The 14,449-nt window shown below is 66.1% G+C and carries 6 protein-coding genes; 2 read left to right on the top strand and 4 right to left on the bottom strand.

Annotation, left to right across the window (positions count from 1 at the left end; translation table 11 throughout):
• Positions 1 to 33: 33 nt before the first annotated feature.
• Positions 34 to 3,582 carry an exodeoxyribonuclease V subunit beta gene (gene recB / locus M1D78_RS01325; RefSeq protein ID WP_437422357.1) on the bottom strand — a complete coding sequence of 1,183 codons (3,549 nt, stop codon included), beginning with the start codon at positions 3,580 to 3,582 and terminating at the stop codon, positions 34 to 36.
• Between the two features lie 652 nt (positions 3,583 to 4,234).
• Positions 4,235 to 7,543, bottom strand: a complete 3,309-nt coding sequence (gene recC / locus M1D78_RS01320; protein WP_437422516.1) for an exodeoxyribonuclease V subunit gamma — start codon at positions 7,541 to 7,543, stop codon at positions 4,235 to 4,237.
• Between the two features lie 231 nt (positions 7,544 to 7,774).
• On the opposite strand from recC, the gene M1D78_RS01315 reads away from it, so the two are divergent.
• Together M1D78_RS01315 and M1D78_RS01310 are read left to right on the top strand one after the other, a co-directional pair.
• A complete protein-coding gene (locus M1D78_RS01315; protein ID WP_437422358.1) occupies positions 7,775 to 8,665 on the top strand; it encodes a cache domain-containing protein in 891 nt (296 codons plus the stop codon).
• 128 nt (positions 8,666 to 8,793) lie between these two features.
• Entirely contained in the window at positions 8,794 to 10,479 is a 1,686-nt protein-coding gene (locus M1D78_RS01310; RefSeq protein WP_437422359.1) for a Na/Pi cotransporter family protein, read from the top strand.
• A 214-nt stretch (positions 10,480 to 10,693) separates the two neighbouring features.
• Here M1D78_RS01310 and M1D78_RS01305 read toward each other — a convergent pair whose 3' ends face one another.
• Together M1D78_RS01305 and M1D78_RS01300 are read right to left on the bottom strand one after the other, a co-directional pair.
• On the bottom strand, positions 10,694 to 13,246 hold the full coding sequence (locus tag M1D78_RS01305; RefSeq protein ID WP_437422360.1) for a TRAP transporter permease: 2,553 nt from the start codon (positions 13,244 to 13,246) through the stop codon (positions 10,694 to 10,696).
• Positions 13,247 to 13,365: 119 nt separating this feature from the next.
• Positions 13,366 to 14,331, bottom strand: a complete 966-nt coding sequence (locus M1D78_RS01300; protein WP_437422361.1) for a TAXI family TRAP transporter solute-binding subunit — start codon at positions 14,329 to 14,331, stop codon at positions 13,366 to 13,368.
• Between the last annotated feature and the right edge of the window lie 118 nt (positions 14,332 to 14,449).

Genomic DNA, 14,449 nt, shown 5'->3' with positions numbered 1-14,449 from the left:
TCGGAGCAACCCGCCAGGCGAATAGGATGGGCATCACTTGCCCTCCTCGAACAAGCGATCCAGCGCATCGAGCAACGCGTCATCGGGCCGTGCGAAATACACACCCGCCTCGGGCATCCCGCGCAGGAACAGGTAGAAGGCTCCACCCAGCTGCTCGTCGCGGAAATCGGCAAGGCGCTGGCGCAGGAAGCGGCGCAGTGCGACCAGGTAGATCAGGTATTGCAGGTAATAATGCTCGGCGGCCAGCGCCTGCAGCAGCCGCTCGCCGCCGTAGTAACCCGCATCCGGGCCGAGCCAGTTGGACTTGTAGTCAGCGATGTACCAGCGGCCGTCGTGCTCGAAGGTCAGGTCGATGAAACCCTTGAGGAAGCCCTTGAGGCTGTCGAACTCCAGCCGCGACGCCGCCTCGCGCAGGGGCTCGGCCAATCCGTTGCCCGGATCGACAAGCAGCCGCCGCAGCCGCGCCACGTCCAGGTCACGCACGGGGAAGGTGAACCCTAGTTCAGGCAGGCGCCGCGCCGACTGCAGGCTCGCCAGCGTCAGGCCGGCACCATTCAGGTCGGTTTCCAGCACCTGCTGGAGGTGCCGAATGGCGATGTCCCGCCATTCCAGCGGCAGGCCGTAAGCCTGAAGCGCCGGTTCGACCAGCTGCGCCAGCTCGCCCTTGCCCCGCGCCCAGTCTTCGAGGATCGCGTGCAGGCAGGTGCCGGCCCGCGCACCGCGGGGAAAGGCGAAAAAGCCCGTGCCTGGTTCACCGGCATCGGGCATCGCCAGGGCATCGCGGTCGGGCGCTTCCATGTGCATACCCGCGGCGAGGCCGGAGAAGCTGCCAATGCGCCAGGCGCTGTGCAGGCTGCGGTTGAGCTGCGACAAATGCCTAGGCGGCGCGGCGCGGCCTGGGCCCTGCGCGCTGGCTTCGCGCGACTCCAGCGGCAGGCAGGCGATACGCCCATCGCTGTTGTCGACTAACCGTTCGATGGCCAGGCGTAGGCTGCTGCCCTCCAGCGCACCCAGATGTTCACTCAGCTCGGCCAGTGGCCGCTCTCCCGCCAACGTGCGCCCGTGCAGCAGCCAGGCCAAGGCACTGGTATGCAGGCCCTCGTCGGCGAAGGTGCCGTCCTTCTTCGGCTTGCACAGGCTGACCGGCCCCCAATGCAGCCAGAGCCGGTCACGGGCGCGGGTCAGCGCGACATAAGCCAGGCGCAGCTGCTCAGCGAAGGCCTCCTGGCGCGCGCCTTCGAGGTGTTCCTCGAAGGCTTCGCTGCCCAGGTCCAGCAGTGGCCGGCCCTCTGCGTCGTGACAGCGGGCGCTGTCGGGATGCTTGCCGAGCAGCTTGCCGTCCCAAAGGAACGGGCAGAACACCAGCGGGTATTCGAGGCCCTTGCTGGTGTGGATGGTGACGATCTGGACGCGCTCGGCATCGCTTTCCAGGCGCAGCAGCGCCTCCTCGCCACCGCCTTCGCTATTGCGCTGCGCATTAAACCAGGCGATTAGCGGTTCCAGGCCGGGCCGCACCAGGCTCTCGGCCTGTAGCAGCTCGCCGAGGTGCAGCAGGTTGGTCAGCCGGCGTTCGCCATCGACCCGCGCCAGCAGCCGCTCGGCCACCGCCTGCTCGTCGAGCCAGGCACGAAACACGCGCATGAAGCCCTGCTGCTGCCACAACTGGTGATAGCGCTCGGCGGCTTCGCGTTCGGCGTCCCACGCCTGCTGATCGTCCTGACAACGCGCCAGATCGGCAGCGCTGCGGCCTAGCATCCGCGTGGCCAGCGCATGGCGCAGCAGGCCTTCGCGCCCAGGTTCGACATAGGCAGCCAGGATTGCGGCGAGCTCGGTCGCCTCTTCGCTGCGCCAAACACTGTCACGCCCACGCCGCACGCTGGGAACGCCGCGGGCGGCCAATTCCTCGGCGATCATTCCAGCCTGCCGATGGTTGGCGACCAGCACCGCGATGTCGCCGCCTTTCAGCGGGGTGAATTGGCCGCCTTTGTAGAAGCCGGCGCGCCCCTCGGCGGCCGCTGCCAGCTGGATCGCGATGCGCCGTGCGGTGTCGCTGGCGACCCGCTCGGCAGCTTCGCCCTTGCCTAGCGGATCGTCACCGAGCCAGACCAGCGACAGCGGTGCCGCTCCGCCCTCCTCTACCAGGCGCAGCGTGGCGCGCGGTTTCTCGGCAGCATCGACGCTCGGGTACTGCAGGTCACGCTGGGCGAAGGGCTCCGGGTGCTCGAACAGCCGGTTCAGCGCATCGATCAACTCGGGCGTCGATCGGTAGTTGGTCGGCAGGTTGAACGGCTCGCGGTCGGCCTGCTGCTTGGCCGTCATGTAGGTCGCCAGGTCCGCACCGCGAAAGGCGTAGATGGCCTGCTTGGGATCACCGACGAAGCACAGCGAGGCCGGGCTGCCCTTGGTGTAGATGCGGTCGAAGATGGCGTACTGGATCGGATCGGTGTCTTGAAACTCGTCGATCAACGCCAGCGGATAGCTCGCGCGCAGGGAAGCAGCCAGGTCGTCGCCTGCCGGGCCTCGCAGGGCCTGATTGAGGCGGTTGAGCAGGTCGTCGAAGGCCAGCAGCCGCTGCGCCGCTTTGCGCTCGGGCAATTCGCGGTCGAGCCGCGCCAGCAGCTCGACCTGTAACGCCACCAGCCGCTGCGCGCCGGCCGGCAGGGCCTCGGCAACCTGGTCGCACAGCGCGTCGAGGGCGTGGGCCAGCTCGCAAACGGGCGCGTCGAAGCCCTTCTTGCAGGCCTTGCTGAGCGCACGCACGCCGAATTTCGCCGCGCCGTCAGGCAGGTCGAACATGACGGCGGGATCGGCGAAATAGGCGTCCAGCTCGGCCCGCCAGGGATCGAATTTGATGCGCTTGTGCGTACTCTGGTTGAGCCCGTCGTGGGCTGACAGCTCCGTCACCCAGGCAACGCCAGCCTCGCGCCATAGCGCCGCGGCCCGCTGCCAGGCCGCCTCGACCGGACGCAGGTCGGCAGCCACCGGTGTGCCCTGCGGCTCGACCCGCAGGTAAGGCTTGCCCAGATGGCTGCGCAGCCGCTGGCGCAGCGCCTGCGGGGTGATCCGCTGCTTCGCGAGGAAACGCGCCCAAGCCGGGTCCGCTGCCGCCAGCTCGCTGCGCCAGGCATCGGCGAGCAGCGCATCGATGAGCTCGCGGTCATCGGCGGTCAGTTCACTGTCGAAATCGCCGCCGGCTTCAAAGGCCGCGTCCTGCAAGGCCCGCTGGCAAAAGCCGTGGATGGTGAAGATTGCTGCTTCATCGAAGCCATGCACGGCGAGCAGCAAGCGCCGCCGCGAGGCTTCGTCGGGGTAGCGGGCGTGCAGCCGGTTGAGGAAGTCGTCCTCGCTGGGCGTGCCCTCGTAGACCGCCAGCAGGTCGGCCAGCCGCGCGCGGATGCGCTCGCGCAGCTCGGCAGTCGCGGCGGTGGTATAGGTAACAACGAGGATCTGGCCGACCGACAACTGCCGCTCGAGCAGCAGGCGGGCGTATAGCGCGGTCAGCGTCCAGGTCTTGCCGGTGCCGGCGCTGGCTTCGATCAGCGAGCGGCCGTCGAAGGGGGAATCGAGCAGGTCGAGTTTCATTGATCAGTTCCCTGCCAGGCGAGCGATGTATCGGCAGCATCTGTATTGCTGATAAGTCCGGGTTTCGCCCCGCCGGGCGAGTCACTTTCTCTTTGCGTGTGCAAAGAGAAAGTAACCAAAGAGAAAGCACACCCCACACCCGGCCCCGGCTGCGCCGGGGTTCCCTCGCTCCATCGGCCCTCCAGCGGCCCGCTCCGAAGGGGCGTCCATGCCCCTTCGGAGCTCTCGCGGCGTCCATGCCGCTCGACCACTTCCAGACCGATTCCACTCGGCCTCCTGAGGGGGCCCGGTTCCCGGCCCGACCTGCCTCGTATTACCGAAGCATTGGCAAGACAACGATGATCGCGATGCAATGATCGTTGCATCGCAGTCGGGACGGCACCCGGTTCCCCTTCAGGAGGCCGAGCGCAGGCGTTGCGCAGGGGGTCGCGAGGCATGGACGCCGAGCGAGTCACGAAGGGACAGGGACGTCCCTTCGTGGCGTGCCCCCGGAGCAATGCTGGAGTGAGGGAAGTCCGGTCGCGCAGCGACCAGACCCGTATGCAGGGGCGCGCTTTCTTTTGCTTACTTTTCTTTGCGCGAGCAAAGAAAAGTGAGGCGCCCATGAAGGGCGCAACGCGGGGCCGAGCCCGGCTAGCAAAGCCAAACACGTTCATTCCCCATCCTCCGGCACCTTCAACGCATCCAGCGCCGGGCCTATCAGCCGTTGGGCCAGGGTTTCGAATCGCTCGTCCAGCGGATCGCGATCGCGGAAGGCCAAGGCATTCCAGGGGTCTTCGGACTCGGCAGCGATGGGGCTGAACTCAGCCCCGACCCAGGCCTCCCGCGCCCGCTTGCGGGCCGTCTCGATAGGCTCGCTGCCGCGCGCCGGTTTGCGGTAGCCCTTGGCAAAGGCGTGGCTGCTGCGGGGCAGCAGCGGCAACGGTTCGCGGATAGCGTGCCGATAGGCATCGAGCCAGGGCTCGAGCAGCTCGGCCGCATTGGCCAGCGGCCCGAGCTGCCAGTCCCCGGCCGGCGACAGCATCATGCTGTGGCGCTCGATACCCGGCGTCGCGGAGAGGTTCAGGAGCAAGTGACGCAACCAGAACGGCGGCAGATCCCACTCGCCCAGCTTGCCGAGCTTCCAGCCGAACAGCCCACCCGGAGTGACGCCGTCGAGCCAGCCGTGGATGCGCACGCCCGCCAGCGTGATGTCCACGGCAAGCGGCTCGGGCACGGCCTCGGGGCGCAGCTCGAATAGCCGCGGGGTAAAGGCGCGTACCGGGCCGCGCAGCTTGCCCCAGAGCGCCTGGCCCAGTTCGCCGGTGGGCAGCCAGCCCGCCGCGCAGGCCATGCGCCGCTCGTCCTCGTCGCTCCAACCGTGCTCCATGGCCTGCAACGTCAGGCGGCGCAGGCCGTTCCAGGCCGGCAGCTCCAGGTCAAAGGGCTCGTCGGTGGCGAGCGCTTCTTGGTCGTCTGCCAGGCGCACACCCAAGCGCTGCTCGAGAAGGAAACGTGCCGGGTGGCGGAAGCACTGCAGCAGCTGCGATGGCTCCAGGGTCAGCCAGGCGTCATCGGGTTCGGCAAGCACGCTGGCAAACGGCTGCGGCTGGATGTCGGGCGGCTCGGCCAGACGCTGGGCCGCGCGGAACCAGGGCAGCGAGTAGCCGGCGCAAGGCGATTCGGCGAAGTTGCGCGGTGAAAACGGCTGCAAGGGATGGGCAATAAGAATCTTCTCGCTGGCCTTGGATTCTGTCTGCTGGACGAACTCAGCGCTGGCCCGATCGCGAGCCAGCTCGCTCTTAACGACGGCGGTCATGTCGACGGCTTCGAGCACTTCGCTGAGCAGCACCGACGGTGGCAACGTAGCGTTGTCCCGAGGGTCGCGGCCGACATAGGACAGGTACAGCGCCTGACGCGCCGAGAGCAGCGTTTCCAACAGCAGGTAACGGTCATCGAGTCGCCGCGCGCGATCGCCACGGCGGGGATGGCGGCCGATCAGGTCGAAGCCCGAGGGCGGTGTGCGCCGCGGGAAGGCGCCGTCATCCAGCCCGAGCAGACAGACCACGCGAAACGGCAGGCTGCGCATCGGCACCATGGTGCAGAAGGTCACCGCGCCAGTGAGAAAACCCGAGACGCCGCCGCCTTGCTGCAGCGCGGCGCTGAGCTGTTGGTGCACCAGCGCGAGTTCGATGGGCCGCGTGAGGTCCGCCGCCTGGGCCTGGTCGCGCAACGCCGCGCAGGCTTGCGACAGTAGCAACAGGGTGTCGCCTGCCTCGCGCTCGTTGAAGAGCGTGTCGAGTAATGCCTGAAGATCATCAGCCCAATCAGCCAGCGGGCGCGGGCGCTCTAATTGGTCGGCCAGTTTGCCGAGCCGTTCGACAAACTCAATCAGCCGGGCCAGCACCTGCGCACGACCGCCTTCCAGCGCATCCAGCGGCCAGTGCTCGCCGAGCAGCGGCGCGCCGTTGCCAGCCAGTTGCGGCGGTGCAGCGAAGCCGAGCAGCAGGCGGTCCAGCCCCTGGCGCCAGGTAAAGGCAGACTCGTCCGGGAGGCCGAGGCGCGCGCGTTGGGCACCATCGCGCCCCCAACGCACGCCGGCTTCGCGCAGCCAGTCACGCAGCAGGGGCAGATCGTCGCTTTCGATTCCGGCGCAGCGGGCAATGGCCGGCTGTTCCAGCCAGGCGAGCACTTCTTCGGCGGTAAAGCGGCTCTGGGCCAGCAACAGCAAGTCGAGGAACGCCTCGATCAGCGGCAGTTCGGCGCGCAGGCTGCGGTCGGCAAGGCTGTAGGGAATCCGCGGGCTGCCCTCGCGCGGGGCGAACACCGCCTCGATGAAAGGCGCATATCGCTCGATGTCCGGCGTCAGCACTACGACCTGGTCAGGCGTCAGGGTCGGGTCTTCGGCGAAGCGCGCAAGCAGCTGGTCGTGCAAGATTTCCACTTCGCGCAGCGGCGAATGGGCGATGTGGACTTCCAGCGAACGGTCATTCTCGGCCAGGTTGATGCGCGCTTCGGGCTGCCGCGTGTGCAGGCGCAGAACGTCGTTCTGCAGGGCGTGCAGGAGGCTGTCGTCGGTCAGGTCTTCATCATCGGAATACAGGCCGAACTCACGGCTGCCTTCGCTGGCGGCGAGGCTGAACAGCGAATCGAAGAAATCGCGGCCCTGTTTGCCCAGGCTCGCCAACAGTGGGTGGCCCACGTCCAGATACCAGTCATCAGCGGCGGATGGCTGCCTGGCCAGCTCGCGGATGTCACGAATCTCGCCCCACGCCTCGCGGCTCGGGTTGAGCGCGCAGACCACGACGTCGATGTGTCGGGCCAGGCCGTCGAGCACCCGCAAGTGGTGCGGCGGCAGGCTGCTGATGCCGAATACCAGCACCCGCTCGGGCAGCCCGGGAAGCGGCTCTTCTTTGTACAGACGCTGAAGCAGATCACCAAGTAGCCGTGCCCGGTGCGGGTGGCCATCCTTGGTCAGCTCGCGCCAGAGCAATGCTTGCCACGCTTCGTCCGGGCCGAGATCCAGCGTTTCGTCACGCTCCCAGGCCGCAAGCCAGTCGTCGCGATAAAGCAGGTATTGATCGAAAACGTCGGCAATCTTTGCGGCCAACGACAGTCGCCTGCGTTCGTCGCCGCCGTCGAGATAGCGCGCCAGACGCGGCGCCCGGTCGAGATTGTCCGGCTCGCACAACCAGCCGTAGAGCCGCCAGGTCAGGGTCGTCGGAGAAAACGCCGACTGCTCCGGCAGGCTGCCGAGAACGGCGCGGCTCAGGTCCCAAACGAATTTGGCGGGCAGCTGCATCTCCAGCTGCATGGCAATGCCCTGCTTGCGGGCCAGCTCGAGGGTCAGCCAGCGGCCCATGCCCTGGCTCGGCACCACTACTTGCGCAGGGGCGAAGGGGTCGCGCAGCGGCTGGGCAAGCAGCCGCGTGGCCAGTTCACCGAGGGTTTCCAGATCAGGGGCGTGATAAAGGTCGAGCATGCGGGCGGCTTCGGCGGGATCAGCGGCCAAGGTTAGCAAGAACGGCCCCCAGCGCCGACCCGGCCCGGCGCTCACGGACCGATGGTGCGGCATTTTTGCCTACGCCTTTCGCAGGAGGTCATCGCGCCTTGCGATCAATATCAATAGCCCCACCGGACATAGGATATTCAGGCCAGGCAGCCCTTCACGCACCTTTGCAGCCTGTCGCCTGCCGCAGGCTAGGAGCATTCGATGAAACCGAACCACCGGAACCTGCTGATCCTGTCGCTGGGGGCTGTGCTATGCGCCGGCCCGCTCGCCCATGCCGCCACGGAGAGCGCGCCGGCCAAGGGCTCGGTCGAGCGCAGCCACATGCGACAGGCCAACGCACTGCTTGACCGAGCCGCCGACTACTTGCAAACGAACGGCCCGGAGCGGGCACTGGCCGCTTTCAACGATCCCCAGGGCGGCTTCGTCGACGGCCAGCACTATGTCTTCGTGCTCGGCCAGAGCGGCACCCTGCTCGCCAGCAATGGCGCTTCACGAGCGCTGGTCGGGCTGACGGTGGGCGACGTCAAGGATGCCGCCGGCACGCCCTTCTTTCGGCAGATCCTCGAGGGTGCTCGCCAGTCGGACCGCGGCGCCGTCGACTATCACTGGCTGAACCCCGTCGACAACAAGGTGGAGAACAAGACCAGCCTGTACCGTCAGGTCGGTGACCACATCGTCGCCGTTGGCTACTACCTGCCCCGGGCTTCAGCCGAGCAGGCGCAGAAGATGCTCGATCGCGCCGTGGCACTGGTGAATCAATCCGGTGCGCAGGCCGCCTTCAATGCGTTCAATGACCCGCAGGGCGACTTCGTGATGAACGATGAATACGTCTTCGCCATCGGTTTGGACGACGGGCGCTACCGCGCCAGCGGCGCCTCGCCGAGCCTGGTCGGGGTGGATGTGCGTGAGGTCACCGATGCGGCTGGCACGCCGCTGTTCCGGCAGATGATCGCGTTGGCCAAGGACAAGGGCACCGGTACGGTCGACTACATGTGGTGCAACCCGGCCACCAATGCGGTGGAACGCAAGCATTCGTTGATTCGTCGCGTCGACGACGTGCTGCTCGGCGTCGGCTACTACTCGCCGAACTAAGGCCCGGACAGCCGTTCATGACCGCCACGTGAACGGCCGGCTCAGGCAGAGGGTCAACCCTATAGACCCGCGTGCGCCTTCACGGCGAGCCGCGGTCGTTGACCCTGCTATACCGGAGCCTGTGCTCGATGTTGACGCTGCTGCACTTGCTGTCCTCCATCGCCCTGCTGGTCTGGGGTACGCACATCGTGCGCACCGGGATCATGCGGGTATATGGCTCGCACCTGCGGCGGCTGCTCGGGCACAGCATGGCCAACGCGCCGATGGCCTTTACCGCAGGCCTCGGCGTTACGGCGTTGGTGCAGAGCAGCAACGCGACGGCATTGCTGGCCATTTCCTTCGTCGCGCAGAACCTGATGGCACTGCCCACGGCGTTGGCGATCATGCTCGGCGCGGACGTCGGCACGGCGCTGATGGCGCGGGTCCTGACGCTGGATCTGTCCTGGCTGTCGCCCCTGTTTACCCTGGTCGGCGTCTGCCTTTTTCTCTCGCGCAAACAAACCCGCGCCGGCCAGCTTGGGCGGGTTCTGATCGGCCTCGGTCTGATCATCCTGGCCCTGCAACTGATCGTGCACGCCGCAGCCCCCATCACCGAAGCGCGCGGCATGCGCGTGCTGTTTTCGTCACTGGCCGGCGACACCTTGCTGGCCGTGGTCGTGGGCGCCCTGTTCGCGGTGCTGTCCTATTCCAGCCTCGCCGCTGTGCTGCTTACGGCGACCTTGGCCAGCGCCGGCTTGATCGGCCTGCCGGTGGCCCTTGGGCTGGTAATCGGGGCGAACATGGGCAGTGGGCTGCTGGCCTGGTTCAATGCCACGCCCCAACCGATCCCGGCCCGGCGGGTGGCGCTGGGAAACCTGCTGTACAAGTTCGCCGGGCTGCTGGTGCTGCCCTTCCTGCCGACGCTGGTCGAGTGGATGGGCACGCTTGGCTATAGCGCGCAAACCCAGGTGATCGCCTTTCACCTGGTCTACAACTCGCTGCGTTGCCTGGTGCTGCTTCCCACCGTGAAGCCGATGGCCCGGCTTTGTGAGCGCCTGCTACCGGATCGCGTGCTCGATAGCGGGGTCGCACAGCCACGTCACCTGGACCCGACCGCGCTGGACACCCCGACCCTCGCATTGGCCAATGCCACCCGCGAGACATTACGCATTGGCGATCTGGTGGAAACGATGCTGGCGCGGCTGCTCGAGGCGCTGCGTGAGGATCGGCCAGAGCCCGGCGAGGAGATTCGCCGCCTGGACGATGACGTCGACGCGCTCTACAGCGGCGTCAAGCTGTACCTGGCGCGTATGCCACGCGAAGACCTGGCCGAGCAGGAAAGCCGGCGCTGGGCGGAGATCATCGAGCTGGCGATCAATCTGGAGCAGGCCGGCGACATCATCGAGCACATGCTGGGCAAGGTGCAGAACCTCAAAACATCCAAGCGTCGCTCGTTTTCCGACCGCGGCGTGGACGAACTCAGCCAGCTGCATGCGCTGCTCAGCGCCAACCTGAGCCTGGGGCTGTCGGTGTTCCTTTCCAGCGACTCGCACAGCGCACGGCAGCTGCTCCAGCAGAAGCGCCAATTCCGCAAGCGTGAACGCGAGCTGGCCCATGCCCATGTACATCGTCTGCACCAGCAGGTGGTCGAAAGCATCGAGACCAGCGCCGCCCATCTGGAGCTCATCGCCGACATGAAGCGCCTGAACTCTCTGTTCTGTAGCGCCGCCTACGCGGCCCTGGAAGGCCAGCCAGGCCAACGCAACCGGCAGCCCGCCGAGCCCTTGCGCGAGGCACAGGGCGCTCCGACGTCCTTGCCGGGTAAGCCGGCGTAGCGGAGCTGGTTTGGGGAAGCATCCGCGCAACGAGCGGATCGTAGCGGCCGGCATGCGGCTGAGGCCGTTAACCGGCGCCGGAGACGGGACGCGATCACCCCAGCCGCCCCGGACACGCTGTTCCGATGGCGCTCACAGTCCTCAGCACGCGGTATTGGCCAATAAAAAGCCCCGGCCATGCAGCGCATGACCGGGGCTTTCTACGCTCGATGCGTCAGCGGTTCAGGCGCCGCCGCTGCATCCAGACAATCAGGCCGAACAGCAAGAAGGCCGGAATCCACATGAACTCCTTCGGCCAACGCTCCGTGGGCGCACGGACCCGCAGAATCTCCTGATCGAACTCCAGGCCCGCCTCTGCGGCCGGGCTGCCGAAGGTGACGCTATCGATCAGCACCTTGCCGCCCTCTTCATAGGTCATCAGGCCGATCTTCTCGAGCTTCTCCTCACCACTCTCGCCATCCGGGATGGCCAGCAGCACGACGAACTCGCGCGGGTCGCCGACGTCGTCCTCACCCATCACCCGCAGGCGCAACTGGCTGTCTTCCTCGACGTCGGCCAAAGCCTCGACCAGCCGGGTCGGCTCGAGGTCGCGGTACGGGTCATGGATCATGTCCATCCAGAAGCCCGGGCGGAATAGCGTGAATGCGACCAACAGCAGCAGCACACTCTCGTACCACCGGCTGCGCACCAGGAAATAACCCTGAGTGCCGGCGGCGAAGATCAGCATGGCGATGGTCGCCACGATGAAGATCAGCGCTCCGTGCGCGAAATCGACATCGATCAACAGCAGGTCGGTATTGAAGATGAACAGGAAGGGCAGCGCCGCGGTGCGCAGGCTGTAGTAGAACGCGGTGATACCGGTCTTGATCGGATCGCCCTTCGACACGGCCGCCGCAGCAAAGGAGGCCAGGCCCACCGGTGGCGTCACGTCGGCCATGATGCCGAAGTAGAAGACGAACAGGTGGACCGCGATCAACGGCACGATCAGGCCGTTTTGCTGACCCAGCGCCACGATCACCGGCGCCAGCAGGCTGGACACCACGATGTAATTGGCAGTGGTCGGCAGGCCCATGCCCAGGATCAGGCTGAGGAAGGCGGTGAGCAGCAGCATCAGCAGCAGGTTGCCCATCGACAGCAGTTCGACCAGGTCGGCGAGCACCAGGCCGACGCCGGTCTGCGAGACCGCACCGACGATGATCCCGGCTGCCGCAGTGGCGATGCCGATGCCGATCATGTTGCGCGCACCGGCGATCAGCCCTTCGCGCAGATCGACGACGCCGTCCATGAAGTTGCCGTGGTCATGGGCACCATCCTTGCGCAGCAGCGACAGCAACGGCCGCTGGGTGAGCAGGATGATCACCAGCATCACCGACCCCCAGAACGCCGACAGGCCGGGCGACAAGCGTTCGACCATCAGGCACCAGACCAGCACCACCACCGGCAGCAGGAAATGCAGGCCGGACAGCAGCACGGGGCGGGTCTTGGGCAACTGCTCGATGGGCGCATCCGGGTCTTCGTCCGGCAGCGGTGGGTTGCTCGCAGCGACTTTGAGCAGGCCGACATAGACGATCGCGAGCAGGACGCCAACGACCCACAAGGTGGCATCGCCCAGCAGGGGTTTCATCCAGCCGAGGCCGTAATAGACCGCCAGGGAGATCCCCGAAATCAGTGCCGCGCCAAAGGCGAAACCGATCAGACGCTGCATCCAGGGCTTGGCCGCTTGGGCAGGTGGCAGGGCGGTAAGGCCAAGCTTGAGCGACTCCAGATGCACGATGTAGACGAGCGCGATGTAGGAAATCAGCGCCGGCAGGAAGGCATGCTTGATCACCTCGACGTAGGGAATGCCCACGTACTCGACCATCAGGAAGGCCGCGGCGCCCATTACCGGCGGCATGATCTGCCCATTGACCGATGACGCCACTTCCACCGCGCCGGCCTTCTCGGCTGAGAAGCCGGTGCGCTTCATCATCGGGATGGTGAAGGTCCCGGTGGTTACCACGTTGGCGATCGACGAACCGGAGATCAGGCCGGTCATGCCGGAGGCAACGACGGCGGCCTTCGCCGGGCCACCGCGGAAATGGCCGAGCATGCTGAAGGCCAGCTGGATGAAATAGTGCCCGGCGCCCGCACGCTCCAGCAGAGCGCCGAACAACACGAACAGAAAGACGAAGCTGGTGGAAACGCCGAGGGCGATGCCGAACACGCCTTCAGTGGTGATCCACTGGTGGTTGGCCAGTGCGGTGAGGCTCACCCCGCGGTGCGCCAGCAGACCTGGCATCCAGGGGCCGGCGACGCTGTAGACGAGAAAAATCAGCGCGATGATCGCGAGCGGCGGGCCAAGCGCGCGGCGAGTGGCCTCGAGCAGCAGCGGAATGCCCACGCAGGCAGTCACCAGATCGAGCGTGGTCAGGTTGCCAGGGCGCTGGGCCAGTTGCTCGTAGGCAATGAACAGGTAGGCGGCCGTGGCGGCAGCGATGAGCCCCAGGGCAATGTCAGCGAGCGGCACACGATCCCTGGGCGATCGCTTGAAGGCTGGATAGGCGAGAAACGCCAGCAGCAGGGCGAAGGCCAGGTGGATGGAGCGGGTTTCGGTGTCGTTGAGCACGCCAAAGCCCAGGACGAAGGGCAACGGCGAGGCAATCCACAGTTGAAACAGCGACCAGAGCAGGGCGAGCCCGGCAATGACGGCCGACATGACCCCCGCCGGCGTACGCGCACCGACGTCCTGGGCGATCAGTTCCTCGGTGGACAGTTCTTTGTCTTGCATGGAATGTGGCCTGTTTTTTCAGGTAACGGAAACCGCGAAAACCCGCGCAAGGCGCGGGTTTCCAGACGAAAGCCGCGGACAATGGGCCTGTGCGCCATCGGCGTCAGGCCCGGAGCCCGTTACATCCAGCCACGTTCCTTGTAGTAGCGCTCGGCACCTTCATGCAGCGGCGCGGACAGGCCAACCTTGATCATGTCCTCGGCCTTCAGGTCCTTGAATGCCGGGTGCAGGCGCTGGAAGCGCTCGAGGTTCTCGAACACCGACTTGACCAGCTTGTAGACCACGTCAGCATCGACCTTGGAAGTGGTCGACAGGACGGCCTTGCCGCCGATCGACTGGGTCGCGCTGTCGTTGCCCTTGTACAGGCCGCCAGGGATCTCGGCCTTGGTGTAGTAGGTCTTGTCAGCCAGCAGCTTGTCGATTTCCGGACCGGTGATCGGCACCAGAACCGCGTCGACAGTGGTGGTCGCTTCCTGGATGGCACCGTTCGGGTGGCCCACGAAGTAGGTCATCGCGTCGATGTTGTTGTCGCCCAGGGCGCTGGCCTGTTCAGCCGGCTTCAATTCGGCGGCGAGCGCGAAGGCCGACTTGTCCCAGCCCTTGACGTTCATGATCTCTTCGAGCGTGTCACGCTGGCCCGAACCGGGGTTGCCGATGTTGACACGCTTGCCCTTCAGATCGTCGAGGCCCTTGATGTTGGCGTCACGGCGCGCCAGCACGGTGAACACTTCGCTCTGCAGCGAGAAGACGGCGCGGATGTCATCCATCTTGCCTTCTTTCTCGAACGGCGCGACGCCTTCCATTGCCTTGTACTGGTGGTCCGACTGCATGATGCCGAAGTTGAACTCACCGCTACGCAGGCCGTTGACGTTGGCCACGCCGCCGCCACTCGCTGGTGCGTTGCACTTCAGGTCCTCGGCGTTGCGGTTGACGAAACGGCAGATCGACTGGCCGGCGACGTAGTAAACGCCCGTCTGGCCACCGGTGCCGATGGTGACGAAGTTTTCTTGTGCCTGAGCCAGGCCAGCGAAGGTTGTGCCCGCCAGTGCTGCTGACAGGGCCCATGCGAGGGATGTGCCTTTCATGGGAGATCTCCTTTTGAGTTGTTGTTAAATCCGGCCGAACCTTGTGGGCCTTTTCGAACGGAACCCGGAGTTTAACCGCTCCAACCCCGCTGCACGAATGAAAAGCCGTGAGCCGGCG

The organism is Pseudomonas sp. SA195, from assembly GCF_054131565.1.
Note: the sequence above shows the minus strand (reverse complement) of the source record. Positions and strands in the feature narration are given on the sequence as shown.